This window comes from Rhodococcus sp. KBS0724 (genome assembly GCF_005938745.2).
Taxonomy (GTDB): domain Bacteria; phylum Actinomycetota; class Actinomycetes; order Mycobacteriales; family Mycobacteriaceae; genus Rhodococcus_F.
On sequence record NZ_VCBX02000001.1, the window covers coordinates 754702 to 780441 of the forward strand.

The 25740-nt window shown below is 61.0% G+C and carries 25 protein-coding genes; 10 read left to right on the forward strand and 15 right to left on the reverse strand.

What is annotated here, in order from left to right; all coding sequences use genetic code 11:
* Positions 1-23: 23 nt before the first annotated feature.
* Both FFI94_RS03490 and FFI94_RS03495 read left to right on the forward strand, forming a co-directional pair.
* Positions 24-980: an ATP-binding cassette domain-containing protein gene (locus tag FFI94_RS03490; RefSeq protein WP_138871764.1), complete on the forward strand. Its 957-nt coding sequence runs from the start codon at positions 24-26 to the stop codon at positions 978-980.
* Positions 977-1777, forward strand: a complete 801-nt coding sequence (locus FFI94_RS03495) for an ABC transporter permease (RefSeq protein WP_138871765.1) — start codon at positions 977-979, stop codon at positions 1775-1777. Before FFI94_RS03490 ends, FFI94_RS03495 begins: the two co-directional genes overlap by 4 nt.
* A gap of 5 nt (positions 1778-1782) precedes the next feature.
* Here FFI94_RS03495 and FFI94_RS03500 read toward each other — a convergent pair whose 3' ends face one another.
* From FFI94_RS03500 to FFI94_RS03520, 5 genes are all read right to left on the reverse strand, one after another.
* Positions 1783-2571: a putative protein N(5)-glutamine methyltransferase gene (locus FFI94_RS03500; protein WP_138871766.1), complete on the reverse strand. Its 789-nt coding sequence runs from the start codon at positions 2569-2571 to the stop codon at positions 1783-1785.
* Between the two features lie 223 nt (positions 2572-2794).
* Positions 2795-4222, reverse strand: a complete 1428-nt coding sequence (gene iri, locus FFI94_RS03505; RefSeq protein WP_138871767.1) for a rifampin monooxygenase Iri — start codon at positions 4220-4222, stop codon at positions 2795-2797.
* Between the two features lie 139 nt (positions 4223-4361).
* The gene (locus FFI94_RS03510; protein WP_138871768.1) at positions 4362-5174 is read right to left on the reverse strand and encodes an SDR family oxidoreductase; all 813 of its coding nucleotides are present in this window, start codon (positions 5172-5174) and stop codon (positions 4362-4364) included.
* A gap of 75 nt (positions 5175-5249) precedes the next feature.
* A complete protein-coding gene (locus FFI94_RS03515) occupies positions 5250-5744 on the reverse strand; it encodes a nuclear transport factor 2 family protein (protein WP_138871769.1) in 495 nt (164 codons plus the stop codon).
* Positions 5745-5746: 2 nt separating this feature from the next.
* The gene (locus FFI94_RS03520; RefSeq protein ID WP_138871770.1) at positions 5747-6811 is read right to left on the reverse strand and encodes a zinc-binding dehydrogenase; all 1065 of its coding nucleotides are present in this window, start codon (positions 6809-6811) and stop codon (positions 5747-5749) included.
* Between the two features lie 142 nt (positions 6812-6953).
* Between FFI94_RS03520 and FFI94_RS03525 the strand changes: the two genes are divergently transcribed.
* Positions 6954-7538, forward strand: a complete 585-nt coding sequence (locus FFI94_RS03525; RefSeq protein ID WP_138871771.1) for a TetR/AcrR family transcriptional regulator — start codon at positions 6954-6956, stop codon at positions 7536-7538.
* Positions 7539-7547: 9 nt separating this feature from the next.
* On the opposite strand, the gene FFI94_RS03530 is transcribed toward FFI94_RS03525, so the two are convergent.
* Positions 7548-8162 carry a TetR/AcrR family transcriptional regulator gene (locus FFI94_RS03530; protein ID WP_260683831.1) on the reverse strand — a complete coding sequence of 205 codons (615 nt, stop codon included), beginning with the start codon at positions 8160-8162 and terminating at the stop codon, positions 7548-7550.
* A 57-nt stretch (positions 8163-8219) separates the two neighbouring features.
* Between FFI94_RS03530 and zapE the strand changes: the two genes are divergently transcribed.
* A complete protein-coding gene (zapE, locus tag FFI94_RS03535; RefSeq protein WP_138871772.1) occupies positions 8220-9173 on the forward strand; it encodes a cell division protein ZapE in 954 nt (317 codons plus the stop codon).
* Here the strand turns inward: zapE and FFI94_RS03540 are convergent.
* From FFI94_RS03540 to kstD, 5 genes are all read right to left on the reverse strand, one after another.
* Positions 9151-9975, reverse strand: coding sequence for a PE-PPE domain-containing protein (locus FFI94_RS03540; RefSeq protein ID WP_260683832.1), 825 nt, complete (start codon positions 9973-9975; stop codon positions 9151-9153). The two genes, zapE and FFI94_RS03540, sit on opposite strands and share 23 nt — an antisense overlap.
* A gap of 170 nt (positions 9976-10145) precedes the next feature.
* The gene (locus FFI94_RS03545; RefSeq protein WP_138871773.1) at positions 10146-11321 is read right to left on the reverse strand and encodes a serine hydrolase; all 1176 of its coding nucleotides are present in this window, start codon (positions 11319-11321) and stop codon (positions 10146-10148) included.
* 161 nt (positions 11322-11482) lie between these two features.
* Positions 11483-13246, reverse strand: coding sequence for a cholesterol oxidase substrate-binding domain-containing protein (locus FFI94_RS03550; protein ID WP_138871774.1), 1764 nt, complete (start codon positions 13244-13246; stop codon positions 11483-11485).
* A gap of 53 nt (positions 13247-13299) precedes the next feature.
* A complete protein-coding gene (locus tag FFI94_RS03555; protein ID WP_138871775.1) occupies positions 13300-14157 on the reverse strand; it encodes a MaoC/PaaZ C-terminal domain-containing protein in 858 nt (285 codons plus the stop codon).
* Positions 14147-15874, reverse strand: coding sequence for a 3-oxosteroid 1-dehydrogenase (gene kstD, locus FFI94_RS03560; protein ID WP_185993113.1), 1728 nt, complete (start codon positions 15872-15874; stop codon positions 14147-14149). The genes FFI94_RS03555 and kstD overlap by 11 nt, the downstream gene beginning before the upstream one ends.
* Positions 15875-15989: 115 nt before the next feature.
* On the opposite strand from kstD, the gene FFI94_RS03565 reads away from it, so the two are divergent.
* From FFI94_RS03565 to FFI94_RS03585, 5 genes are read left to right on the forward strand one after another with little or no spacing between them, the layout of a single operon-like run.
* Positions 15990-17621, forward strand: coding sequence for an FAD-binding protein (locus FFI94_RS03565; RefSeq protein WP_138871777.1), 1632 nt, complete (start codon positions 15990-15992; stop codon positions 17619-17621).
* Positions 17621-18526 carry an acetaldehyde dehydrogenase (acetylating) gene (locus FFI94_RS03570; RefSeq protein ID WP_138871778.1) on the forward strand — a complete coding sequence of 302 codons (906 nt, stop codon included), beginning with the start codon at positions 17621-17623 and terminating at the stop codon, positions 18524-18526. The genes FFI94_RS03565 and FFI94_RS03570 overlap by 1 nt, the downstream gene beginning before the upstream one ends.
* The gene (dmpG, locus tag FFI94_RS03575) at positions 18523-19566 is read left to right on the forward strand and encodes a 4-hydroxy-2-oxovalerate aldolase (protein WP_138871779.1); all 1044 of its coding nucleotides are present in this window, start codon (positions 18523-18525) and stop codon (positions 19564-19566) included. Before FFI94_RS03570 ends, dmpG begins: the two co-directional genes overlap by 4 nt.
* 39 nt (positions 19567-19605) lie before the next feature.
* Positions 19606-20328, forward strand: coding sequence for an SDR family oxidoreductase (locus FFI94_RS03580; protein ID WP_185993375.1), 723 nt, complete (start codon positions 19606-19608; stop codon positions 20326-20328).
* The gene (locus tag FFI94_RS03585; RefSeq protein ID WP_138871781.1) at positions 20325-20813 is read left to right on the forward strand and encodes a VOC family protein; all 489 of its coding nucleotides are present in this window, start codon (positions 20325-20327) and stop codon (positions 20811-20813) included. The genes FFI94_RS03580 and FFI94_RS03585 overlap by 4 nt, the downstream gene beginning before the upstream one ends.
* On the opposite strand, the gene FFI94_RS03590 is transcribed toward FFI94_RS03585, so the two are convergent.
* The 4 genes from FFI94_RS03590 to FFI94_RS03605 form a co-directional block, all read right to left on the reverse strand.
* Positions 20803-22404 (reverse strand): FAD-dependent monooxygenase, encoded by a 1602-nt coding sequence (locus tag FFI94_RS03590; protein ID WP_138871782.1) that lies wholly within the window; start codon positions 22402-22404, stop codon positions 20803-20805. The two genes, FFI94_RS03585 and FFI94_RS03590, sit on opposite strands and share 11 nt — an antisense overlap.
* Before the next feature lie 119 nt (positions 22405-22523).
* On the reverse strand, positions 22524-23318 hold the full coding sequence (locus FFI94_RS03595; RefSeq protein ID WP_138871783.1) for an SDR family oxidoreductase: 795 nt from the start codon (positions 23316-23318) through the stop codon (positions 22524-22526).
* 28 nt (positions 23319-23346) lie between these two features.
* A complete protein-coding gene (locus FFI94_RS03600; protein WP_138871784.1) occupies positions 23347-24177 on the reverse strand; it encodes a mycofactocin-coupled SDR family oxidoreductase in 831 nt (276 codons plus the stop codon).
* Positions 24178-24188: 11 nt separating this feature from the next.
* On the reverse strand, positions 24189-24620 hold the full coding sequence (locus FFI94_RS03605) for a nuclear transport factor 2 family protein (RefSeq protein WP_033232488.1): 432 nt from the start codon (positions 24618-24620) through the stop codon (positions 24189-24191).
* A 352-nt stretch (positions 24621-24972) separates the two neighbouring features.
* On the opposite strand from FFI94_RS03605, the gene FFI94_RS03610 reads away from it, so the two are divergent.
* A complete protein-coding gene (locus FFI94_RS03610; RefSeq protein ID WP_033232487.1) occupies positions 24973-25740 on the forward strand; it encodes an SDR family NAD(P)-dependent oxidoreductase in 768 nt (255 codons plus the stop codon).

Genomic DNA, 25740 nt, shown 5'->3' on the forward strand with positions numbered 1-25740 from the left:
TTTGTGCTGACGCGGGAGGACGCATGACCGGAGCGATTGTGGCCGAGGGACTGGTCAAGAAGTACGGCGAACTGACGGCGTTGGGCGGCGTAGATCTGGAAGTGCGCGAGGGTTCGGTGATGGCACTTCTCGGTCCCAACGGCGCGGGAAAGACCACAGCGGTTCGCATATTCACCACGCTGCTCACTCCTGACGCCGGTCGCGCGGAAGTCGCGGGCCTCGACGTTGTCAGGGATGCGCGGGCTCTGCGGTCCAAGATCGGGGCGTCAGGTCAGTACGCCGCAGTCGACGAGTACCTCACTGGGTACGAAAACCTCGAGATGGTCGGACGTCTGTACCACCTCGGAGCAAAGAAGAGTAAGGCAAGGGCGCGCGAGTTACTTGACCAGTTCGACCTGGTCGAAGCCGGGGATCGCCCGGTCAAGGGCTATTCCGGCGGCATGCGTCGACGCCTCGACCTTGCTGGTGCATTGGTGGCCCGGCCGCAGGTTCTGTTTCTCGACGAACCTACAACAGGACTCGATCCGCGAGCGAGACTCGGACTCTGGGATGTCATCGAAGGATTGGTGGCACAGGGCACGACCCTATTGCTCACGACGCAATACATGGAGGAAGCCGAAAGGTTGGCCGATCAGATCGCGGTCATCGACCGCGGCTCCGTGATCGCACGTGGAACGTCGGACCAACTCAAAGCGCGGGTTGGCGGCGAACGTATCGAACTGAGCGTGCATGAGAGCGAACACCTCGACGTCGTCCGGGAGGAATTGAGCTCACTCGCTGTGGGTGAGATACAAATCCAGGAGAACGTCCGTCGCATCACGGTTCCCGTCGACGACGGCACCGACGCCTTGGTCGCAGCCCTCAATCTTCTCTCTGCCCGCGGCGTCAAGGTTTTCGACGTCGGGTTGCGTCGACCAACACTCGACGACGTATTCCTCACATTGACCGGGCACCAGGCTGAATTGGAGGACCAGAAATGACCGTGCAGATGGCGATCGAAGACGGCCTGACCATTGCCAAGCGAAACCTTATCAAGATCAAGCGTGTTCCCGATCTCCTTGTGTTCACGACTCTCTCCCCGATCATGTTCGTGTTGTTGTTCGCGTATGTTTTCGGTAGCGCGATTTCCGTTCCGGGTACGTCGTACCGTGAGTTTCTGATTGCCGGAATCTTCACGCAGACAGTGATATTCGGAGCCACCTGGACAGGCCTGGGTATGGTCGAGGATCTGCAGAAGGGGATCATCGACCGGTTTCGTTCCCTGCCGATGGCGCCGTCGGCGGTCCTGATAGGCCGCACGTCCAGTGACGTTCTCATCAACGTGATCAGCTTGGTGGTCATGTCGATCACCGGTCTGCTGGTGGGGTGGCGCATTCACTCCAGTTTCTTCGAAGCACTGGCCGGGTACCTACTTCTGCTGCTGTTCGCCTACGCGTTGTCCTGGGTCATGGCAGTGGTCGGACTGTGGATCAGAACGCCGGAAGTGTTCAACAATGCGAGCTTCATCGTCATCTTCCCGCTCTCCTTCATCGCTAATACTTTTGTCGAAACCACCAACCTGCCAGGGCCTTTGAAGGTGATCGCGGAGTGGAATCCGGTGTCAGCCGTGACTCAGGCGGTGCGTGAACTTTTTGGGAACACCAATCCTGCTATGACGGTTCCCGACGCGTGGCCGCTGCAGAATCCGGTTATCGCTTCACTGTTGTGGACGGGTGGATTACTGATCGTCTTCGTTCCGTTTGCTATCCGTCGATACCAGAAAGCTGTCAGCAGGTGACGCGACTAGGATTTGGTACCGATCACCACGGTCGATGATGTTGCGTCGTGTACCGATATCGTCACGAGAAGTCCTCCGTGAGTGAATGATTCCACCGTGCGATCCACTTGTTCGTTGCTGGTTTCGACAAGCAGGTGTCCGCCGGGTTTGAGCCACGTTGCTGCCTCGTCGGCGATCCTCCGTTGGATGTCGAGTCCGTCGATGCCGCCGTCGAGAGAGACTCGGGGTTCGTGGAGTCGCGCTTCGGGCGGCAGGAGACGGATCGAATCGGTGGGGACATACGGTGCGTTGGCCGCTATGACGTCGATGCGGCCACGGAGTCGGGAGGGCAGCGGATCGTAGAGATCGCCGTTGAGGACGTGGCCAGGCGGGATGATGTTGCGCCGCGCGCAATGAACCGCAGCGGGTTCGATGTCGGTGGCGTACAACTCGATCGCCGGGACGTTCGCCTGGAGTGCCGCGCCGACGGCGCCCGAGCCGCAGCAGAGATCGACAGCCACACCTCCGGGGGCGGTCAACGAACATGCCTGTCTGGCCAAGAACTCGGTGCGCCGACGTGGCACGAATACCCCGGGTTCCAGCAGTATGCGCAAGCCGCAGAATCCTGCCCAGCCGACAATGATCTCGAGTGGTTCGCCGGCTACCCGCCGAGCGATCATGACGTCGAGTTCGGTGGGAGATTGTGCGGCATTCAGTAGAACGCGCGCTTCGTCCTCGGCAAAGACGCATCCTGCGCGGCGAAGGACGTCGGTGGTGGATTTTTGCCGAGAACGAGAGGGCATCGGTGCAGCCATGAGAGTGCCTTTCGGGAAATACCGTATGGGCGCTCTCGATCGCTACCGGGAAACGAACGGAGGAGACGGCGCCACTACTGACCACGCGGTAATGGGACTCACCTCCTCGCATCCGTATATCGACCTGCAGGTATTGGACGTCGATACTCTATCGAAGCATTGCCGTCTTCGCTCGTCGTTGCATTCACCGCGAATTCCGCAGTGATCGCCAAGCCACTGGATGCTAGGCCGCTGGGTGACCGAACCACCTGGTCAGGCGGGTATACAACTCCGACTGCATTTCGCCGACCCAGACGATGTGGCCGTCGGGACGAAGCAGCACGGCGGGAGAATCGAATTCGGCGCTCGTGTCGACGATGTGGTCAACACGATCGCTCCATCCGTCCACCGACAGTTGGCCGCCCTGGTCGAGCAGCAGTCCGCGTCCGGAGTGCATCAGGTCGTAGAGGTTTCCGCTGGTCAAAGCGATGTTTCGTAGACGCCGGCCCAGCAGGTCATGGTCGCCGCCGACGTCGTAGCGAATCGAGATCGCGGTGATCTTCTCGGTCAGGTAGCGGTTGACGTCGTCGAAATTCATCAGCTCGGAGATCAAGCGCCGCACCGCTTGTGGCCCCGCTTCGGTGGAGATCAACTCCGCCTGCGCACGCGTGTTGTCCAGAACGTCGGCGGCCACCGGGCGGCGTTCGGATTCGTAAGTGTCGAGCAGGCCCTCAGGTGCCCAGCCCTGGATTTCCGCGGCGAGCTTCCAGCCGAGGTTGAAGGCGTCCTGGACACCGAGGTTCAGGCCCTGGCCACCCATCGGCGGGTGAATGTGTGCAGCATCGCCGGCGAGGAACACCCGGCCACGATGGTAATGATCGGCCAATCGTGTGGCGTCACCGAAGCGTGAGAGCCACCGCGGGGAGTGCACGCCGAAGTCCGTGCCGGCAATGACTCGTAGTTGTTGTTTGATGTCGTCGAGCGTGGTCGGGACTGCGCGACCGTCAGCAACATCGGCTGCCGGAACCACGACGCGAAAGGTGCCATTTCCGGCCGGACCGATGCCGAATCGCTTGTGCGTTTCGCGGATTTCGGTGACGACTGCGGTCAGTTCGTCCGCCGGCATGGTCACGTCCATTTCACCGATCAACGTGTCGGCGCTCGACGGTTGGCCGGGGAACCCGACATCGATCAGCTTCCGCACCGTGCTGCGCCCGCCGTCGCACCCGACCAGGTAGCGCGCGTGAAGTGTTGTACCGTCGGATAATTCGGCGGTGACGCCGTCGTCGTCCTGACGGACCGCGACGACGCCCTTGCCGCGCCGAATGTCCGCGCCGACCTCGGTGGCATGTTCGGCAAGGATTCTGTCGATTTCGGGCTGGGGTATGCCCAGTACGTAACCGTGCTCGGTATCCAAGTAGGAAGGTGCGGGTTTCGAGATTCCCGCGAAGAATCCACCGAGCGGATACTTTCGGCCGTGCGCGAGGAATCTGTCCAGTAGGCCGCGCTGGTCCATGATCTCGATCGTGCGCACGTGGATGCCGAGGGCACGGACAAACGGTGCCGGCTCCTCGTCCTTGTCCAGAACCACGACGTCGACTCCCTGTAGACGGAGCTCACCGGCCAGCATCAATCCAGTTGGTCCGGCACCCACCACGATGACGTCACTCATGCAATCCCCTCCTCCGGGCAAGGCGTGCGCTTGCTCGCAGCAGCCGAGTCTGCACCATCACCCGGGGCTTGCCGCAAGCCCCAGGGCACGCGATATGGTGAAAGTGGCGGGAAGTTCGACAGCCGGGTAGTTCGATAACTCAGCGCCGTGCAGTAGCGGTGTCCTTGCCTGCGGTACCTCGGCTCATCGCCAGAACCGCATCACGGCGGTCGATGCTGCCGAAGGGGGACCCGCCGGTCGGGTTGTCACTTCCGAACTGCCAGGTGGGTCCGTCGGCCAGATGATCGAGTGCTTCTCGGGCAACGTCAGTGGGGTCGGCCAGGTTGGTACGCGATGTGGCCTGCGCTCCGAGTGCACGATGGAGCGACGGGGTGTCTGTGGCACCCAGTACGAGTGACAGAACATCCACCCCCTTCGGATGCCATTCCGCCCAGAGGCTTTCGGCGAGAATGAGATCGAATGCCTTGGTGGCGCCGTACGTGGCGTGTGTTGCGCCCCCGGCCCACGCTGCCCCGGATGTCAGTAGCACCATGGCACCACGTCCGCGGGCGACCATCGGTGCTCCGAAGCGATAGGTGGCCTCGAGTACGCTGGTGCAGTTCCGATGAACGAGTGACAGATGATTGTCCAGATCCTTGTCGAGGAACTCGGCGCTGTAATCATCGCTACCAGCGTTGTACACAAACAGTCCGACCTCGAGATCGGCTGTCAACCGTGCCAGCTCGGACATTGAGCCGGGGTCACTGAGATCGAGTGCAACCGTGCGTACTTCGACATCATGTTGTGTGCGGATGTCGTTGGCGAAAGTTTCCAGGACGGGTACTCGCCGGGCAACGAGAACGATGTTCACGCCGCGAGTGGCCAGCTCGTGAGCGAATGCGGCCCCAACCCCGTCGGATCCGCCGGCAACGATCGCCCACGGCCCGTACTTGTGTGTGAGATGTGTTGGCATTGTGTGACTCCCATCGATGTGGCTTGCAATTCTGTTCGACGTGCGTGTCGCGCGCCCGATCACGGCGTGCTTCGCTCACATTGAGGGCGCCAGCATGTTGCGATGCTCGGGCGTCCCGTCAAGGTTGGCATTGACTCGCTCGACGGTTCGCCAACCCTCCGCAGTGCGCACCCACCGCCAGGTGTTTGCCGAGACACGAGCCACCCAGAAGCGGTCCGCGCCACTGTCCCAACGGATGTTGAGTGCGTAGTTGCGTCCCGTCGCGTTGTCTCCGTCGATCTCGATGTGCGGTGCGGTCAACACATGACCGCACCCGTTGCGGATCAGGCTCTGATGACCGTCGCCGAGCACCATCCCGGCGATTTCTTCGCGCCCCCTCATATGACGTTGGGGGACAGCGTCGAAGGTGCCGTCTTCGGTCCAGAGCGCCGCAGCGGCTGCACCGGAACCGCTGTCGACGGCCGGCCCGTACTGCGCGACGAGCTGCATGATCTCGATCTGGTCTTCAAGAGCACGAACCCGGTTCATCAGAGCTGTCACCACGGTCCGAAGATCTTCGTTCTCAACCATTTTCACACCTTTCCCGGAACGACGACTATTCGCGCCGGGCCGTTGGCGTCGCGTGAAGCATCGAGTGCGTCTGCGACTTCGCCGAGTCCAACCGTCCGGCCGAGCATTGGGCGAATGTCGACTTCGCCGGAGCACACCGCCTGGAATGCTTCGTCCCAGTGGGCAGGCAACGGCCCTCCACCGAATTGGATGTTGAGTCCCTTGCGCTTTGCGGTGAGTGTGTGGAGATGATCGCCCTCTGGTGGTCCGCCGGAGGAGAATATCCTGGTTCCGTCTTCGCATCCTTTGATGATCGAATCGAGAACGCCTGGTATTCCAACACATTCGAAGATGACGCAGCCCGGTAGTGCGGCAATCGACATCATGTCCCTCGTCGCATCCGGCGATCCGTACGCTACATCTCGCCACGCTTGGTACGGGGAGATTTCGGCGGGATCTATGACAGCGTCGGCCCCCATTGCCATCGCGGTCTCGCGGCGAGACGCAACGAAGTCGACGGCAATGATCGGGCCGATTCCGAGACGTGTGAGGTTCGCAATCGTCGACAGACCGATAGCGCCGCAACCGATGACCAAGGGAACCTCGCGGACGCTCATCTGCGCGCGTGCTGCTGCGGACCATCCGACCGAGAGCGCGTCGGCAACGCAAATCACCTCGCTGGGAAGGTCCGAGTCAACCACGCGCGTAATCGATTCGTCGAGAAGCAGGAACTCACCGAAACCACCGGGCGATTCGGGATTCTGCCCGATGATCTTGCGTCCCCCGGTGGTGGCGAGCACCGGGAGTGAGCTGACGCGCGTACCGATGGGAATTTTCCGGTCGGTGCCGGGGCCGTAGTCGACGACTTCGGCGCAGTATTCGTGGCCCATGACGATGTCGACGTTGTGGTCGTAGGTGGACATTCCGCTGTCGTCGTCGATGCCGGCGTCCGGGTTGTCCATGAAATGAAGGTCCGACGCACAGATTCCGCAGGCCAGCGAACGGACAAGTAGTTGGCCGGGGCCGGGAACAGGATCATCGACGACTCGGGCTTCGACTGTGCCTTCTCGTAGCACTGCTGCGCGCATCCGATTCTCCTTCTTGGATATGCAATTCTCTTTCGGTGTGTGAACTGTATCCATCGATTGGCACTTACGGAAGACTCTCTCCTATAAGTCATATGGAGCACCCTCTCCTGTAAAGACGCCGAGTGTCACTACACTCGCTGACATGTCAGAACCTCATCGCCGGCTGGGGCGGCCCCGTGACACCAGAATTGACGAGCGAGCTCTCGAGGCGGCACGAGTACTTTTGATCGAACGAGGCTTCGAGGCGACGACGATTCAAGCGGTTGCTAGTCGTTCCGGTGTGCATTCTTCGGCCATCTACCGCCGATGGCCGTCGCGGGTCGAGTTGATCGAGGAGGCAGCGTTTCCTGGGTTCAGCTTTGCCGGCATCGTTCCGAGTGGGGACCTTCGACGCGACCTTCGCCGGTTCATTCGTGCGTATGTCGCGGCTTTCAGCGCGCCGGCGGCACGCGCAGCCGCTGCTGGGCTTCTCGCTCACCATCGGAAGCCGAATCACGTGGCGCAATCCGAGGTATATCCGAGGATGTCGGTGAGGCCGCTGTTCGAGGACATTCTGCGCGCAGCGCCGCCTGGAAGTGTCGATCCGACAGTCGATCCCGACGACGTCTTCGACATGCTTCTCGGTGCAATTCTCACCCGCACAGTGGTATTCACTCCCACGTCGCGGCAGCGTCCCATCGAGCGAACTGTCGAGATGATTGTGCGATTGTTACGTCCGGCCGATTGAAAGGTCCGGCTACTTGACGCTGCGCAAGTACGCGGCAATCGGAATCCTCAGTTGAAGAATGGATTCCGCCGGTTCGGCGTGATGGGTCGGTGTTGATCTCGATCCGATGCATCGATCGAATATCAAGCCCTCCAGCAAGCTGACAAGATCGGATGCAGCACTTTCCGGATTCTTCACGCGATGACCCGCGAAGATCTCTTGCGCTCTGGCTGTGGAGAACAGGCTTTGCGCCAGGGCATCGTGCAGTTCACGATTGCTACGAATCTCGAGTAGGAGAGCGTACCGGGCGATCAACTCGTCTCGACGCCGCGTCAGGAGATCGCCAAGGTATCGGGCGATCACCGTTGCCGGATCGGAATTGTCGTTCAGTAATTCCGCGAATGTCGATTGCGACTGTTCCACGATGTGTTGGACTGCCGCTGCAAGAAGCGACTCTCGGGTTCGAAAGTAGTAGGAGGTTGAACCCTGCGGGATCCCCATGGCGGCATCGACGGCGCGATGAGTCAATGCCCGCGGGCCGTGTTCGGCGATGATCGTGACAGCGCACGCTCCCATAAGGGGTCTGCGATCTGCGTTCATGCCCATCCCGTTCATGCCCATCCCGTTCTGCGTAGTGCGGATCACGTTGACTCGAGTTCGAGTCGCTCTCTAGCCTCGACTCTACAGATGTAGAGGAGAATCATGCGACTGGGCGAAGAGCAGTTGTCGGCACGTGCATCACTCGACGCGTTGCAGGAGCGGATTTCGATCGGCGGCGGTGGGGGTGGGATCTACCTCTGGGGTGGCGTCGGACGTGGAAAGACCATGCTCATGGACGCGTTCTACGACAGTGTTTCAGTAAGCAAGCGGCGCATCCACTTTCATCAATTCTTTGCGGATCTGCACACTCGCGCACATAGTCTCGGGTCGATGGGCGAAGCGCTGAACCAGGTGGTCGACGGGATTCGGCTCCTGTGCTTCGACGAGTTCCACATCGACGACGTCGCCGACGCACTGTTCATGACGCGAATTCTCGAGACGATCGTTGCGCAACATGTGACTGTTGTTGTCACCTCCAATGTCCCGCCGAACGAACTCCTTCCGAATCCACTTTTTCACGAGCAGTTCGTGCCCTCGATCGAGTTGATCGAGAAGGTTTGGGATGTGATCGAGTTGGGTGGAGCGGTTGATTACCGAACGCTGCGGGAACCGCGTGAGCGGGATCGACGGTTTGCGTCGGGTACTTTTCACTCCGATCCGGAAACCGTCGACCGCCGCGGTGAACCGGTCGAATTGGCAGTGGGGTCGCGCACATTGATGTGCTCTGCAATTCGCGACAGAGCTGTTTGGTTCGATTTCGATGTGCTGTGCGGTGGATCGACGTCGGCGGCCGACTACCTCGATCTGGTTACCCGCTTCGATGAATGGGTGATCCACGGCGTGCCGATTCTTTGCACCGCAACGGAATTCGCAGTGCGGCGTTTCGGGAACGTCGTCGATGTTCTGTATGACGCCGACGTGCGGTTGACGCTGTTCGCCGACGGGGACCTCGACGACGTCGCGGGCAACCTTCGTGAGGTTCCTGGACTTGCCCGGCTGTTCAGTAGGTTGTCGCTGCTTCAGCCGATGGGCGTCAAGGTGCGGTCAGAACAGTAGTCAGCGCGCTCGACAATGCTGCTTTGACATAGGGCGTGAGGTTCTCGACGAGCCGTGAGGCGATTGCGGTGGCGACCTCCGCGGGCTGCAGGGGAACGGTTGGCGATTCTGGAAGGGAAGGCTGCGGCGGCGGAGTGCTGTCCGTCATCATCGGTTGATACGTACCGTGTTTCGTGAAGTAGCCGAAAACAGAGTCGACAAATTGTTCCGGCGCATCGCGTGGTTTGGGCATGTTGCAGATGCCGTCGCCCTCAATGCACACCTCCTGGACCGGAATGTCGCCGAAGCCCGCGCGGGTACCGGACATCGTTGCACCGGGAACAACGTTCGGGATCACGGTTTCGATGCCGCCGCGCGAGTTTCGCGGGTCGGAATACAGGACGCCTGTCACCTGAGATTGGGGAATGGACCCGTCGCGGGCGATGTCGCCGAGAACGTCACCTGCAATCCGCGCACCTTGGGAATATCCGGTGATGACGACTTCGCTGCCAGGGCACTGGTTGTGAAAGGTATCAACTTCAGCATGAAGTGCCTGGACGCCGACAGCCACACTGGCGTCGTAAGTCTGGTCGCCGAGAGGCCAGAAGCTGGCTGGGTAGCTCACGGGTTTTGCGACATATCCCTGGGCGGCGTAGCGATCCGTGACAGGTTGCGTGGTTTGGCCGGTCGGATCCCACGTTCCACCAACTGCGAATACCGCGCCGGCCGGGCATGAGTTCGGTGATGCCGTCGCAGCATTAGCGGACAGCAGCGCCGTCCCCAGGGCGAAAGTGCACACCACTGACAGCGAGTATTTCCTCATCGGGCCGTCCCAATCTATCTTTTGCTCTCGTAGCTTCACGGGGAAGCTCGCGGTCCGACGCGGGTTGTTCGGTACTGAGCGCAATGGTGACGGTGTGATGAGTCCTGGAGGTATTCCTCAGGTAAATACGACGTTGCCAGTCACAAGAATGGCGGTGACAAGAACCTCGGTCACGCCCCGGGGACGTGCGGCGGGTTGTCCGGAACCATGACGGCGCCGATTGCGTTGCTGATGGGGACGGCATTGTTGCCGTTGACGTTGGATGTCAGTCCGAGAGTTGCGTAGATGACGATGGTGGTTTCAGACTGCGGTTCGTAGAGCGCAACACCGTTGTATCCGCCGTATGCCGGGTTCATGACGAGCCAACCGTCGAGGTGCACCGTCCCGAAGGTGAAGAACTTGTCGGCGGTCAGAGGTCCGAGGCCCGCGGTTGTCGGGGCCATCTGTTCGGCGAAGGCTCTGTCGGAGAGCAGTTCACCGGTTCCGAGGGCGCGAACCCATTTTCCGACGTCAGTGACTGTGGAGTTCATGTTGCCGCTGTGCAGGAAGGCCGTGGGATTCCAGAACGTCGAATCCTCGAAGACGCCGCGTTCAGTGGTGTAGCCGTGCAGGACGGGGTCGGGGATTTGTGGGTTCAGCGCAACCCGACTGTCAGTCATTCCGAGCGGATCGAAAATGCGCTGCTGCAGTAAGTCACTCAAAGATTGCCCGGTCGCCTTCTGGACAACTTCACCGAGCAGAGTCAGGTCGCTGTGTGAGTATCCGAAACTGGTGCCGGGTGCAAACAACGGTGGACGGGTATTGGCGAGATCGAGGATTTCCTGCGCGGTCCAGCCCCGGATCGGGTTGGCGTAGAAGCGCTTGTCGAATTCGGGATTGGTGACGTAGTCGGAGATTCCGGTGGTGCTGTTGGCGAGCATTCGTGGAGTGATCTGATCGGAGCGTGGAAAGCTCGGCTCCCACTTGGCAATCGGTTCGTCGAGCGGGAGAGCGCCGGACTCGTCGAGTTGGAGAAGGACAGTCGAGAGCATCGGTTCCATGGGCTGCCCGACGCGTACTTGCATATCGGCTGTTGCGGGAACACCGAGTGGGGATTCGCCGACAGCGCCGGTGGCCACGACGGCGTCACCTCGCCACACGCCGTACACCGCGCCGCTGAGACCGAGCTCGGTGACCTGGGCCTGGACAATGTCGGTGATCTTCTGTGATTCGGGAGTGACGGTGCTTGCAGCGGGACTGCTCGTGCCTGCGCTTGTGTCTTCGTTGGATCCGCAGGAAACAAGTGCCGCCGCGGCGAAGGCAATCACGGCGAATCGAGTTCGTCGCTGCCGTGAAGTGGACCTCATAGGGGGGGCGATCCCTTCGTGTCTTCAGCCGAAAAGGAATGTCGCAGTTGCCTGAATCTACCGTGATCGGGGCACACCCGTTGATGAAATGAAACGACTGGAGCCGACAGTAAAGCCCGGCACTTTCGTAGGTGAAGGTGCCGGGCAGTACTGGTCGAGAATTACGGAAGTAGCTGTTCGAGGAAGGTATTGCTGAAGACCTTGTGCGGATCCAGTGCATTGAAGGCGGCATTCGCGGTATCCCAGTTGTCGCTGGTGGGGACGCCGTCGCGGTAGGTCTGGGGGAGGTCGTTGTCGATGATCTGTGCGTCGGTGTACGGCTTGTCGGGGCCGAATGCCCAGCCCTTGGACCACTCGGGGCGGAAGGTGGCGTCGTTGTTGTTGTAGTGGCCGCGCATCCATTGCTCCATTTCCCGGTAGAACGCGAACATGCCGGGTGTTCCGGGGACTCCGAGGACGTTGAGCCAGATGGCGGTGTCCCATTCGGGGTGGTCGGGGCGTGGGCGCATGGCGGAGATGGTGGGGGCGCCGGCGGACGTGACTTCCACGTCGGATGGTTCGTCGAGGCCGCAGCAGCGGATTTCGACGGGTCCGTTGAGAGGGAACTGCCCGATGGACCGGTAGTACTCCATCCGGCCGTTGAACCAGTGGGTGAAGTCGTGGATGACCTGGCCGATGTTGGCGCGGGACGTGATGACAGCGCCACCGCCTTCGGTCAGGCGCAGCGTGGTGGCCCGGATGTAGAACTGAACGTCCTTGGACCACCCCCACAAGTCGTTGGAAAAGGTCGCGGCGAGACCGGCGACGGTGGTGGCGTACATAATCTGGCCGAATGCCGGTGCGATACCAGGATTTCCGGAGTTGATCTGCCCGATCATGTCGGTGACCGGTTCGGGGAGGTTGTCGGAGAAGATGTAGTTGTACGGTCCGGTCACCTCGCGGGAGAAGCGAGGCTTTTCGGGGGCGAGGGACCACACCTTCATCCAGGGTCGTTCGGTGAAGGGGTACCAAATTGCTTCTGCGCGACCGTTTTCGCGGACGAACTTCTCGAAGGTGCGTCCGGAGGCGCCGCGAGCGCCGAAGAGTTCCTGCCAACCGATGTCCGTGTAGCTGACACAGCGCATGCGGTAGTTGGGTGCCGCTTGCAGTGTGACGGAGGTGAGGAAGGTGCGGCCGAGGTGGGTCAGGAGTGGCTTGATGGCGGCGTCGGCCCGCGAGTAGGTCTTGAGCGCGTATTCACTGCCGTTCCAGACCACTGCGGTCAGGGAGGTGACGAGGTTGGAGAGAGAACCGAAAGTTTGTCCGGGAACGTGTGGTTCGCCTTCCGCAGGCAGGGCTGCGCCGTGGGCGTCGACGGCGAGAGATCCTGCGATGGACAGGACGCCGGGTGCCGGGAGGTTGGCGAATCCGAGGCCCTGAGCCTGAAGTGCGGTGGTGATGGCGTCGAGGGTGGCACCGGGTCCTGCGGTGACCGTCGCCGGTGATCCACCGGCATCGACGTTGACCCAGTTCAGATGGACCATGGTGTCGGCGAGGATGACTTTGTCGATGGAAGCGCCGTTCACCACAGTCAGGGGTGTCCAGCCGTGCATGGCACCGCGGGGGCGAATGGTGTAACCGTTGGCATGTCCCCAGTTGGCCAGGCGTACTACGTCTTCGGGCGTTTTGGGAGCGCAGGTCCAGATGGTGTCGAGCATGATCTCTTTGGACCAGTTCTGGTACGCCTGCTGGTAGAGCGCGATGCCTTCGGGGAATGCGGGCGGCGGTGTGAGGGTCGGTACCGGGCCACCCGCGGAGCCGGAAGAGCCGGCGGGGACGGCGTAGGCCGGTGTCCAGCCGGCGAATGCGGTCGCGGCTACGGCTCCGGCTCCGGCGGCCATGAAACCTCGTCGGGACAGTCGGAACTTTTCGTCTTGTGCCGTCATCTTCGGACTACTCCATCGGGTTCGAGAACTACAGTGAGTTCAAAAGGTGGATCTCAGGCAAGAGTGAGAACTACGTCAGCTAGTGCGGGGGCATCGCGCTCCGCGACAAATGCGGAGATCAACAGTTGCCCTTCGCCTTTCCAGATTCGGATGCTCAGGTTCTCACCCGGGAAAACCACCCCGGCAAAACGTGCACTGAACCCGGCCACCTGCGTGCTGTCGCCGTCGAGCATCGTGTCCACTGCGGCCTTGCAGACCATTCCGTAAGTACACAGTCCATGCAGGATAGGCGCTGGAAAGCCTGCAGCGGAGGCGAATTGCGGATCTGAGTGCAATGGGTTGCGATCGCCGCACATCCGATAGAGCAACGCTTGCTGTGGAAGTACCGGTACTACGATGTCCGCGTCGGGCTCGCGATCAGGTAGCGAAACCGATTCCGTCGGACCACGTTCACCCCCGAAACCGCCCTCTCCGCGGGCGAATATCGACGAGCGGGCAGTCCAGAGCGGGTTGCCGTCGGTGTCGACCGTGACCGATTCCTGCACGATGACTGCAGCTTTGCCCTTGTCCCAGATCTCGGCGATCCGAGTTGTCGTTCGGCCGCTGCCACTGGCCGGAATCGGCTGGTGGAGCGTGACTTCCTGACTTCCGTGGACAACTTTCGCGAGATCGATCTCGACGCCGGGGAACGAGACCCTAGGCGCTTCGGTGGCGTGAAAGTTTGCCGCGACGGTGGCGAAGGTGGGTAGTACCTGTGGCTTCTCGTCGTCGAGATATCGCAATTCGTTCGGATCCAGAGGACGGGCCCCGGCGCCGAGCGCCAAGTGGTAGTGCTGCACGTCCGACGGCGTCCACGAGAACTCCTGCGGTGCAAGCTCTGCGCCGAGTGCTACGGAAAGATCAATTGGCATGATCGACCGCCGTATTTGCAGCCTCGGCGGCGGTCTCAGCGGTCCCAGCGTTCTTCGCGCGCTCCGCGATGTCCAGCACTGCCAGGTAACCGAAAGTCATTGCAGGGCCGATGGTCGCGCCTGGTCCGGCGTATGTGTGGCCCATGACCGGTGCGCTCGCGTTGCCCGCGGCGTAGAGACCTTCGATGACGCTTCCGTCTTCGCGTAGTGCTCGGCCGTTGACATCGGTGCAGATGCCGCCCTTGGTGCCGAGGTCACCCGGAACCATTTTGATGGCGTAGAACGGAGCCTTGCTGATTTCGGCAAGGCTGGGGTTCTTCAGGCGGGGATCACCGTAGTACGCGTCGTAGCCACTGTCGCCGCGGCCGAAGTCCTCGTCCTTGCCGTTGCGTGCGAAGCCGTTGAATCGCTCGACGGTTTCGGTCAGTGATGCGACGGGAAGTCCTGTCTTCTCGGCCAGTTCGGCGATCGTTCCGGCCTTGACCACGATGCCGGCCTTGAGCCAGCGACCGGGGAAGGGGGAGCGGGGAGTGATGCCGGCAAACGTGTAGCGGTTGCGATAGCGCTGATCGAGGATCATCCATGTCGGGATGTTCTCGCCGGGGCCTTCGCCCTGGCCGTATTCGCCGCCGTACATCGCATGCGTTGCCTCGACGTACGGAGCCGCCTCGTTGCCGAAGCGCTTGCCGGACATGTTGACCATCATGCAGCCGGGCAGGGTGCGCTCGGAGAGAGCGAACCACGGTCCACCGGTCAGTGGTATGGACGGACCCCACCAGGCGTCGTCCATGAAATCGACTGCAGCGCCGATCTCTTGGCCCGCGCGGATTCCGTCGCCGGTGTTCGCCTTCGCGCCGACGGTCCAGTCCGTGCCGATGGGCCCGCGCTGGTACTTCTCGCGCATTTCCTTGTTGTGCTCGAATCCGCCGGATCCCAACACAACTCCGTGGCGAGCACGGATGACCTGCTCCTCGCCGTCGATGATGACGTTGACACCGCGAACCGCGCCGTCTTCGGTGTACAGGGAGGTCAGCGGGGTGTTCAGCAGGATGGGCACTCCGGCGGACTGAAGGCCGAGTCGAATGCCGGCTACCAGTGCCTGTCCGCGAACCAGCAGATCCTTCTTGGTGGCCTTGGCAGCGAGGAATCGCATGCCGACCTTCATGGCGCGCAGCGGTCCGCGCGGATTGCGCATCAGCAGGTTGAGCCACTTGTAGTCGGCCTGGGTGATGACGAAGTTCTTGGGGGCCTTGACGTAGTCGGGTTCGAGATTCTTGCGATCGGCGCCCAACTTGTTGCCGTCGAACGGGGTGGGCTCGACACTGCGGCCACCAAGGCGTCCGCCGGGAGCCTCCGGGTAGTAGTCGGAGTAGCCGGGAACCCACTGCAGTTCGAGCGGGCTGTTCTTCAGCACGAACGAGAGCATCTCGGGACCGCGCTCGAGGTAGGTGTCGATGCGTTCGGGAGCGACGACGTCGCCGATGATGCTGTGCAGGTAGGAACGGGCGGCCTCTGGCGTGTCGGTGACACCGTCTGCCTGAAGTGCCTCGTTGTTGGGGATCCAGACTCCGCCGCCGGATCGGGCGGTCGATCCGCCGTAGTGGGCAGCCTTCTCCACGATGACCACGCTCAGGCCCTGGTGGGCTGCGGTCAAGGCCGCTGTCATACCTGCGGCACCACTGCCGACGACGACGATGTCGTATTCCTGCTTGCTCATGTAGAACACGTTATAGAATGATGGGGGTGTCAGTCCATGCTTTCTGCCAGGAAGTATTTACGAACGTTGCCTTCGATAACGAAACGCATTGCAGTAAAATTGAGGATGGTGCAGTGTGACCTGGGATACTTCGGTTGATGTCCTCGTTGTCGGATTCGGTGTTGCCGGGGCAAGCGCCGCACTCGAAGCGGTAGCGGCTGGTTCGACGGTGATGGCGATCGATCGGGCATCGGGAGGTGGCGCCAGCACCATTTCCGGAGGAATCTTCTACGCCGGTGGCGGCACCGCGATTCAGAAAGAAGCCGGTGTCGAGGACAGTCCGGAAGCAATGCTCGCGTACCTGACCCGCGAGGTCGGTGATGCGGTGGCGCCCGAGACCTTGCGCCGGTTCGTAGAGGAGAGTCCATCGACAATCGAGTGGCTGCGCGGTCACGGCGTGCCCTTCGAGGCTTCGTTGTGTCCGTACAAGACGTCGTTTCCGAGTAATAAGCACTATCTGTACTTCTCTGGCAGCGAATCGGCCGGCGGGTTCCGTGACATCGCCAAACCTGCTCCGCGTGGGCACCGAGCCAAAGGCCGCGGCACGTCAGGGAAGATGCTGTACGGCCCGCTCGCGAAGTCCGCGGAGGCCAAGGGCGTGCGATTACTCGGCCAGACACGAGCTGACCGGTTGATCATCGAGGACGGCCGGGTGATCGGCGTCGAGGCGCTGACGCTTCGGGATGCACCCGCCGGGGTTCGGCGGCGTCACGCAGCGCTCGGCTCGATCTCTGCCAAACCGGGTGTATACGCCCCCCAACTTCGTTCGATTATCGACGCTCACATCAGCAAGATCGAGAAGAAGTACGCCAAGAAGATCCGCATCAAGGCGCGTGGTGGCGTGATCCTCAGTGCTGGTGGATTTGTCTCCAACCGCGAGATGATGCGCACTCACGCACCGGCTTACAAGGGTGGGATCCCGCTCGGTACGTCGGGTGACGACGGCAAGGGAATCAATCTCGGAATCGAGGCAGGGGGTGCCACCGACAAGCTCGGTAACGTCTCCGCGTGGCGGTTCATCGTCCCACCCAGCGCCTTTCTCGGTTCGATACTGGTGGGTGCATCCGGAGCGCGAATCGTGGACGAATCACGTTACGGTGCGGCGCTGGGGCAGGCAATGGTCGAGAAGAGTGGCGGAATCGGTTGGCTGCTGGCCGATTCCGATCTTGTTCGTGACGCGAAGGCGCAAATACCGGATCAATCCATGTGGTTTCAGCGGGTGCAGACCACCGGAATGATGCGTACTGCAGTGCATGGCAACACGATTTCCGAAGTTGCACGCAAGGCGGGAATCGATGCCGCCGGCCTGCATGAAACGATCGATGCGCACAATACCGCTGCCGCAAGCGGTCAACCCGATCCGATGGGGAAGCCGTCCGACTTCGTCAGGCCGATACTGACCGCGCCGTTCACGATGTACGACGTCTCGATCAAGCCCAATATGATGAATCCCTGCCCCATGCTCACACTCGGTGGATTGGTGGTCGATGAATCAACCGGCGCAGTGAAAAACGAAGCTGGGCAGTCGATCCTGGGACTCTATGCTGCCGGCCGCACAGCCGTCGGCATTTGTTCCAACTCGTATGTGAGCGGCTTGTCGCTCGCTGACTGCGTGTTCTCCGGGCGCCGCGCCGGACTTCATGCGGCATCGAACGCCGCGGTACTTCGCTTCAGCTCACCCCCCAGCTTCAGTTCACCTAGGGAGTAATCATGACCAAGGCAAGTGTGGCGATTGTCGGATCGGGAAATATCAGCACCGATCTGCTGTACAAACTGCAGCGTTCGGAGTGGCTGGAGCCCCGGTGGATGATCGGAATCGACCCGCAGAGCGAAGGATTGGCGCGCGCCGCCGCGATGGGGCTCGAGACATCCGCCGAAGGGGTCGATTGGTTGTTGAATCAGGCGGAAAAACCGGACCTGGTGTTCGAAGCGACCTCGGCCTACGTGCACCGAGACGCCGCACCACGCTACGAGGCCGCGGGAATTCGCGCCGTCGACCTCACGCCGGCTGCCGTCGGTCCGGCCGTGGTTCCGCCCGCCAACCTGCGCGAGCACCTCGACGCGCCCAACGTCAACATGATCACTTGCGGCGGACAGGCAACTATCCCGATCGTGTACGCGGTATCTCGTGTGGTGGAAGTGGCCTATGCCGAAATCGTCGCCTCCGTTGCATCGCTGTCTGCCGGACCGGGAACCCGCGCGAACATCGACGAGTTCACCAAGACCACCAGTCGCGGTATCGAGACGATTGGCGGCGCCCAGCGTGGCAAGGCGATCATCATCCTCAATCCTGCCGATCCGCCGATGATCATGCGAGACACCATCTTCTGTGCGATCCCCGAAGATGTGGATCACGCGGCGATCACCGACTCCATTCATCGCGTCGTCAAGGATATCCAGCAGTACGTGCCGGGCTACCGGTTGCTCAACGAACCGCAGTTCGACGATCCGAGCGTCGTGTCCGGTGGATATGCCACGGTCACAACATTTGTCGAGGTCGAAGGCGCAGGAGACTTCCTGCCGCCCTACGCCGGAAACCTCGACATCATGACTGCGGCAGCCACCAAGGTGGGCGAGGAGATCGCCCAGAAGTTTCTGAGCGTGAAGGCATGAGCGACATGATTCATTTCGATTCGAGCTGGGACATCCGCGTCACCGACACCTCGCTGCGTGACGGTTCCCATCACAAGCGTCATCAGTTCACACTCGAGGAAGTCCGAGCGATCGTCGGTGCCCTCGACGGAGCCGGTGTGCCCGTCATCGAGGTTACCCACGGTGACGGTCTCGGCGGGTCCTCCTTCAACTACGGCTTCTCGAAAACGCCGGAGCAGGAACTCATCAAAGCCGCGGTGGAGACGGCAAAGAACGCGAAGATCGCCTTCCTGATGCTGCCAGGGCTCGGCATCAAGGACGACATCGTCATCGCTCAGGACAACGGCGCGTCCATCTGCCGTATCGCCACTCACTGCACCGAGGCCGACGTCTCCATTCAGCACTTCGGCTTGGCGCGTGAGCGCGGCCTCGAGACCGTCGGGTTCCTCATGATGGCTCATTCGATTCCGCCGGAATCGCTCGCGAAGCAGGCGCGCATCATGGCTGACGCCGGCTGCCAGTGCGTGTACGTCGTCGACTCTGCCGGTGCCCTTGTTCTCGAGCAGGTGTCCGAACGGGTCGAGGCGCTGGTCCAGGAACTTGGCAGTGACGCCCAGGTCGGCTTTCACGGACACGAGAACCTTGGACTCGGGGTCGCGAATTCGGTTGCTGCCGTTCGGGCCGGGGCTAAGCAGATCGACGGCAGCACCCGCCGTTTCGGTGCCGGGGCGGGTAACGCGCCGGTCGAGGCATTTGTGGGAGTCTGCGACAAGATCGGCGTCAAGACGGGTATCGACTTCTTCGCGATAGCCGACGCCGCCGAAGATGTTGTGCGACCGGCTATGCCGCAGGAATGTCTACTCGATCGTCAAGCGCTGATGATGGGTTACGCCGGGGTGTACTCGAGCTTCCTCAAGCATGCCGAACGTCAAGCTGAGCGGTACGGTGTTTCCTCTGCCGAGCTTCTGGTGCGCGCGGGAAAGCGCAAGTTGGTTGGCGGACAGGAAGATCAGCTGATAGATATCGCGTTGGAGCTTCAGCGGGAGGCCGCCGCGTCGTAGACTCGGTGTGTGGCTGACGTACTGGACGGAAAAATTGCAATGGTAACCGGCGCTTCCTCGGGGTTGGGGCGCGCCGTTGCCGAGATCCTCACCAGAAGGGGAGCCAAGGTTTTCGGAGTTGCCCGCGGCAAGGACAAGCTGCACCAAGCGATGACCGAACTGGCGGGAAATGACGGCGAGGGCCACTACTCGGCTTCCGACGTCTCCGATTCCGCTCAGTGCGACGCCGCAGTGCAGGCGTGCGTCGACGCCTTCGGAGGGATCGACATCCTTGTCAATGTGGCGGGTTCGCATACCATTCGTCATACCGCCGACATGACCGATGACGACTGGGCGCACGACCTTGCGGTCAACCTGAACGGACCGTTCTTCCTGTCACGAGCCGCGCTGCCTCATCTCCTCGCGCGCGGCGGCAACATCGTCAACGTCTCCTCGATCGCAGGACTGGAAGGCCAGGCCTACTCGGCTGGTTACTGCGCGGCCAAGCACGGATTGATCGGACTCACCAGAGCGATGGCGATGGAATTCACCGGAAAATCTCTGCGCGTCAACGCAATCTGCCCCGGTGGCATGATGACTCCCCAGGTCACAGGTTTCACCTTCCCCGACGGTGTCGATTTCGATCTGATCATGAAGGTCGCATCACCGCGCGGACTCATGGAGCCGGCAGACGTGGCAAAGATGGTGGCATTTCTTGCTTCAGATGATGCTGCCGCGATCCACGGCGCGGTGTATTCGGTGGACAACGGAAAAATGGCATGACCCCGCTGGTTTCGGGACCGATCTTTCAGATCTGTTGGGTAGTAGCCGATATCACTGCAGCAGAACAGGAGTTCTCCGAAAAGTGGGGCGTTCAGCGATGGCTGCGGATGCCCGATCTTCACTTCGGGCCGGAGACCACAACCTATCGGGGCCGGCCCGCAGATTACACAGCCCACATTTCCCTGGGCTATGCGGGAACTCAGCAAATTGAGCTGATCCAGCCGGTTTCGGGGCTCAGTCTCTATTCGGAGTTCCTCGACACGCACGGCGTTGGCGTTCATCATGTGGCTTTTGTTCCGGACGATTACGACGAAACTTTGTCGGAAGCAGCGCGTCGGGGAATGCCGGTGTTGCAGCAAGGGCGCATCGCAGACGCGGGAATGGAATTTGCCTACGTCGACGGAGGACCGATGGGTGGCTACGTGGAATTCATGAAACTCTCACCGGAGATCCGGCTGATGTTCGATTCGCTCATTACGTATTGAACGCAAAGACTTTCGAGAAGTAGCCGGAGATACCGGTGTGGTCACCCCGGTATCCTAGGTATCCGTCCGGCCGGATTATCAACGCGCAGTTCTCGTCCACGCCGTAGGCGGTACACAGCTGCGAATCGGAATCTCGAATGATCGGCAGCGTCGAGTAGACGGAATCAGACGACGGTGGTGCGATTACGTACACATCCAGCTGTCCTTGCGACGCGTGGATCGCGGCGGCAGAGTGCTTTTCGCAGTCACCGATGCTGTCATCGGATCCGTCCGAACAGAGAAGGAGTGTGTGATTGACACCGGACAGCAATTCGAACAATCGGATGGGGAACTGCACGCAGTCTCGAGTGAGTCCGCGTGCATCGGGCGCCCGTTCGCCGGGTTGAACGGGCGAATTATTGCTCTTGTCTCCGGTATTGAGCGGGCTGTCGGGGTAGGAAACCAGCAGTTGCGCCTGACGCCGCATCGCCGTATCGATCGAAGATTCCCCCGAACCGATCCCTTCTCGCGCGTTGCGGACTGTCATACCGACGACTTCTTCACCGATAGGACGTCTTTCGGTGTCGTAGGTATCGAGAAGACCCGGCGCCGCGAGGTTGTCGGCTGCTAGTGCCAGCTTCCAGGCGAGGTTGTGTGCGTCCTGTATTCCGGTGTTCATCCCTTGAGCACCGGTTGGTGGGTGAATATGGGCAGCATCACCGGCGATGAATACTCTTCCGCGACTGTAGGCGTCGACGATGCGGTGGCTGATCCGAAAAACCGACGACCATCGCAGCGTCGACGCCGTAGTGGGTTCGGGCGACAATCGATCGAGCACAGCTTGTATGTGGTGGAGTTCGGGAGTCTTGCCCGACGAAAAACCGTGTGCAACACCGTCAGGCCCAGGGGGATCCGGGAGAAGATCGTCGGGAACCAGCATCGACATCCGATATCGCTTGTGTCCGGGGAGCGGAATACAAACCAGGAGATCGTCGGTGGTTCCCGCGCCGTCCACATGACTTGCGCGAATCGCGTATCCGCTGGGCATCGACCAGTCCACTTCGACGTCGCCGAGCATGTAACTTTCGGCAAAGGCCCCGCCTTCGAAGGTCAACCCCAAGCCTTTACGGACAGTGCTGTGCGCGCCGTCGCACCCCACCAAATACTTGGCCCGCACAGTATTTCCGTCGCTGAGGACACAGGTGACCCCGTCGTCGATGTCTTCGAAACCTGTGAGTGCGAGCCCGCGCTCGATCGAGGTTCCGAGTTCTGCCAGCCTGGTTGTCAGGATTCTTTCGGTCGCATATTGGGGGAGTCCGCCAAAGGTGTACGGCACGTCGTCGGGCAGCGTGAGATCCATCCGCCCCACTTCGGAACCATTGGTGTACGCGATCTGCCCACGCATGATGGTGGCCGCATCGAGGATCTGTCGAAGTACTCCCATGTTCTCGAAGACTTCAAGAGTTCGCGGTTGGATGCCGACAGCTTTGGCGTACTGCGGAGGTTCACCGAGCGGGTCGATGATCCGAACGTTTATCCCGCGGCGGCGTAGTTCGATGGCGGCGGTCAGTCCGATCGGGCCGGCGCCTGCGACGAGTACATCGATATCCATATGCACCTACTGGGTAGGGGGAAGCCTCCATTCCAGTATGGAGAGCGAAATTCTGAGGCGTGGGAAATCTCGCAAATCCGGCATCATGCCATTCGAGTGAAAACGCGTCGAGGCAGAACTCAGGGAATCGGGGTCGACGCGTCCACACTGGCTCGAATGCTCTCCATTCGCTTCTCGACGTAGTCGAGATAATGCGGGTGCGTGACGATGTACGGGAGATTCTGCGCTATCCCTCGCGCAACGTATGCGCCTGCGGTCGCGGGCTCCATTCCGATGTTTCCCGTTCCTTTGATGTGGCTGACATCCTCGACCTGACCACCCAATTCGGTGGTGCTGCGATCGAGATTCGACATGACCAATCCCGGGCAGAGTACGGAAACCCCGACACCGTGCGGCGCCATTTCGGTGCGCAGCGCCTCGGACAGAGCGATGACTGCGCTCTTTGCGGCACTGTATGCGCCCCGCCCGGGAGCGCCGGCTGTCAATCCCATGACGGAAGCGGTGTTGACGATATGTCCGTGTCCACGTGCTCGCATATCCCCGCCGAAGGCGGACACGCCGTTGAAGACTCCGGTCAGGTCGATCGCGACAAGATTGTCGAAGGTCTCCGGATCCATGTCGACCACATCGCGCCCGTTGAAACCGATGCCCGCGTTGTTGACGAGGATATCCACCGGGCCGAAGGTATCTTCGGACGTTGCCTTGGCCGCTGCCCAGGCCTTACGCTCACGGACGTCGAGCGAGACACCACAAAATCCGGCGCCGCGTGACGCGATCACCGAACCCAGAGACTGCCGATTGATATCGGCGACCGTTACGGATAACCCGCGCTCTGCCAGCGCGTCGGCGATGCCGAGGCCGATACCGCTCGCGCCGCCGGTAATGAATGCGTGCCGCGCCGAGGACAACTCCATGCTTTTTCCTCCAGTGAATACTGTTCGATCAGAACTCGGTGACACCCGCGTCGGGTGCTAATTCGTGTGCGGTGATGTACTTCGATTCGTCGGATGCCAAGAACAACACCGTGTCTGACACATCTTCGGGTGCGATGATGTCGACCGGCAGCATGTTGATCATCATTGCCCCGATACGACGGTTGCCTTCAATCGCTTTGTCGAGCTGTCCACCGAGGGCACCGTCGTTGACCATGGGCGTGTTCACGCCGGTGGGATGCACGCTGTTCACCCGAATGCTGTGCTGAGCGAGTTCCGCAGCGAACGCTTTTGCCATTCCGCGCACTGCCCACTTGCTCGTGGTGTACGGCATCGTGAACGGTTGGGCCTTCAATCCCGCTGCGGAACTGATCAAGATGATCGATCCGCTACCGCGCTCGACGAGATGTGGGGCCGAGACCATGACGGTGTTCCAGACACCGGTCACGTTGGTACCCATTGTGTCCTCGAAGGATTCGGGGGTTACCTCATGCCAGGGAGCGGCAGAGCAGATCGCCGCGTTCGCGACGACGACATCCAGACGGCCGAGACGAATGACGGCATCGTCGACGATCGCACGAAGCTTCTCGAGGTCTCGGACGTCGACAATCGCTGAAATTGCCTGCTGTCCAGTCCTTTCCACCAGCCGAACGGTCTCCAGTAGATCCTCGGGGGTGGCCGGTGCATACGGGACACCTCGGATGGGTGCGCACAGATCGACGACAATGACGTCTGCGCCCTCGGCGGCCAAGCGAACGGCGTGCGCTCGTCCTTGTCCGCGGGCGGCACCGGTGATCAGGGCGACTTTGCCGGATACACGCCCGTTTACGCGCTCGGTCATAGGTTTACCTTTCAGGCCGGCGACTTGGCGGGGTGGTTCGAGAACCACAGGTTCTCCTCGGTCACCCGAGCGCTCTTCCAGCCGTCGGCGGTGCGAACGACCTCATGGTGGTAGTTGCCGCCGCAGTAGGTCATCTCCGCAGCGCCCGGGAGTTGCATCGGGTTGTAGAACATCGCCCGTACGTTGGCGGTGTCACCGTCGAGTTCGACCTCGACGTTGGTGACAAAATGCTGAGTCATCGGAACCTGGCCGAGTGCTTGTGTGAGCAGCGTCAGCACTTGGTCCCGGGATCCGGCCGGGTAGCCGACGGCGCTGTAGTCGAGATGCGCATCCTCGGTGAACACGGTAGTCAGCAATTCCCAATTCTTGGTGTCCACGGCGCGGGCGTATCGGTAGATCAGTTCGGCGATCTCGATCTTGTCCTGAACAGTCTGCAGATCCACGAAGTTCCTTTGCTGACGGTGGGTTCCTGGCCCTCGTTTGCTCGATGAACTCTCGGAGAGGCGTCACGTTCATGAGAACGCAATTCTCATAAAGTAGAACATGAAGTGTGAAAAATCCATCGCCGCCGGATCTGGTGACGGGTTGCGGCTTCTGTCGACCTATGTGACCTCGTGCGAATTGCGATTGGATGTATCGATTCGACTGTCGAACAGCGTTGTCTTCCAGTACTCTACGCTGCTCATTTCGGCGTAGCCGCACTTGGTGAATGTGTTCGGTGTTGCAACCAGAAGGATATTCTTGAGATGGAGAATGGCCTTTTCAAAGTGTGGTCGAATCAGGCATGATTCACCTATGAGTACCTTGGAACATCTCCACGACCTGACCGGCAAAGTTGCGATAGTCACGGGTGGATCCCGCGGGATCGGCCGAGCGATTGTCCAGATTCTTGCCGAGGCGGGAGCTGACGTTGTCATCGCGTCCCGCAAACTCGACTCGTGTGAACGCGCCGCCGACGAGGTCATGGCGTCGACCGGGCGAAAGGTTCTGCCGGTTGCGTGTCATGTCGGACGTTGGGACGATTGTGAGCAGTTGATCGACCGGACGCTCGAACACTTCGGCCGACTCGACGTGCTGGTGAACAACGCGGGTATGTCACCCCCGTACAAGAACCTCGACGATATTACCGAGGACCTGTATGACAAGACTCTCGGCGTTAATCTCAAGGGGCCCTTTCGTCTTGCCGTGCGCGCCGGAACGTACATGGCCGAGAACGACGGCGGTTCGATCATCAACGTCGGCACCGCGGGCTCCCTCGTCGCCAGCGTTCGAGAGTTGCCATACGCGTGCGCCAAGGCGGGCCTCAATGCCCTCACTGTCGGACTGGCTGAGGCCTTTGCGCCGACGGTGCGCGTCAACGCAATTCTTCCTGGGCCCTTCCTGACGGATATCTCCAAGTCCTGGGCTCCGGCCGAGGGCGAAGATGCGCCATTCGTGCCGCTCCGTCGGATGGGCCGTCCCGAGGAGATCGGTCCACTTGCACTCCATCTCGCAAGTGCGGCTTCCAGTTACACCACCGGGGCGATCATCCGCGTCGACGGTGGAGTTACCCGCAAGGTCTGA

Coding starts and splice junctions, on each gene's coding strand:
- FFI94_RS03490 (WP_138871764.1), top strand. CDS start 24: ATGACCGGAGCGATTGTGGCCGAGGGACTGGTCAAGAAGTACGGCGAA.
- FFI94_RS03495 (WP_138871765.1), top strand. CDS start 977: ATGACCGTGCAGATGGCGATCGAAGACGGCCTGACCATTGCCAAGCGA.
- FFI94_RS03500 (WP_138871766.1), bottom strand. CDS start 2,571: ATGGCTGCACCGATGCCCTCTCGTTCTCGGCAAAAATCCACCACCGAC.
- iri (WP_138871767.1), bottom strand. CDS start 4,222: ATGAGTGACGTCATCGTGGTGGGTGCCGGACCAACTGGATTGATGCTG.
- FFI94_RS03510 (WP_138871768.1), bottom strand. CDS start 5,174: ATGCCAACACATCTCACACACAAGTACGGGCCGTGGGCGATCGTTGCC.
- FFI94_RS03515 (WP_138871769.1), bottom strand. CDS start 5,744: ATGGTTGAGAACGAAGATCTTCGGACCGTGGTGACAGCTCTGATGAAC.
- FFI94_RS03520 (WP_138871770.1), bottom strand. CDS start 6,811: ATGCGCGCAGCAGTGCTACGAGAAGGCACAGTCGAAGCCCGAGTCGTC.
- FFI94_RS03525 (WP_138871771.1), top strand. CDS start 6,954: ATGTCAGAACCTCATCGCCGGCTGGGGCGGCCCCGTGACACCAGAATT.
- zapE (WP_138871772.1), top strand. CDS start 8,220: ATGCGACTGGGCGAAGAGCAGTTGTCGGCACGTGCATCACTCGACGCG.
- FFI94_RS03540 (WP_260683832.1), bottom strand. CDS start 9,975: ATGAGGAAATACTCGCTGTCAGTGGTGTGCACTTTCGCCCTGGGGACG.
- FFI94_RS03545 (WP_138871773.1), bottom strand. CDS start 11,321: ATGAGGTCCACTTCACGGCAGCGACGAACTCGATTCGCCGTGATTGCC.
- FFI94_RS03550 (WP_138871774.1), bottom strand. CDS start 13,246: ATGACGGCACAAGACGAAAAGTTCCGACTGTCCCGACGAGGTTTCATG.
- FFI94_RS03555 (WP_138871775.1), bottom strand. CDS start 14,157: ATGCCAATTGATCTTTCCGTAGCACTCGGCGCAGAGCTTGCACCGCAG.
- kstD (WP_185993113.1), bottom strand. CDS start 15,874: ATGAGCAAGCAGGAATACGACATCGTCGTCGTCGGCAGTGGTGCCGCA.
- dmpG (WP_138871779.1), top strand. CDS start 18,523: ATGAGCGACATGATTCATTTCGATTCGAGCTGGGACATCCGCGTCACC.
- FFI94_RS03580 (WP_185993375.1), top strand. CDS start 19,606: ATGGTAACCGGCGCTTCCTCGGGGTTGGGGCGCGCCGTTGCCGAGATC.
- FFI94_RS03585 (WP_138871781.1), top strand. CDS start 20,325: ATGACCCCGCTGGTTTCGGGACCGATCTTTCAGATCTGTTGGGTAGTA.
- FFI94_RS03590 (WP_138871782.1), bottom strand. CDS start 22,404: ATGGATATCGATGTACTCGTCGCAGGCGCCGGCCCGATCGGACTGACC.
- FFI94_RS03595 (WP_138871783.1), bottom strand. CDS start 23,318: ATGGAGTTGTCCTCGGCGCGGCACGCATTCATTACCGGCGGCGCGAGC.
- FFI94_RS03600 (WP_138871784.1), bottom strand. CDS start 24,177: ATGACCGAGCGCGTAAACGGGCGTGTATCCGGCAAAGTCGCCCTGATC.
- FFI94_RS03610 (WP_033232487.1), top strand. CDS start 24,973: ATGAGTACCTTGGAACATCTCCACGACCTGACCGGCAAAGTTGCGATA.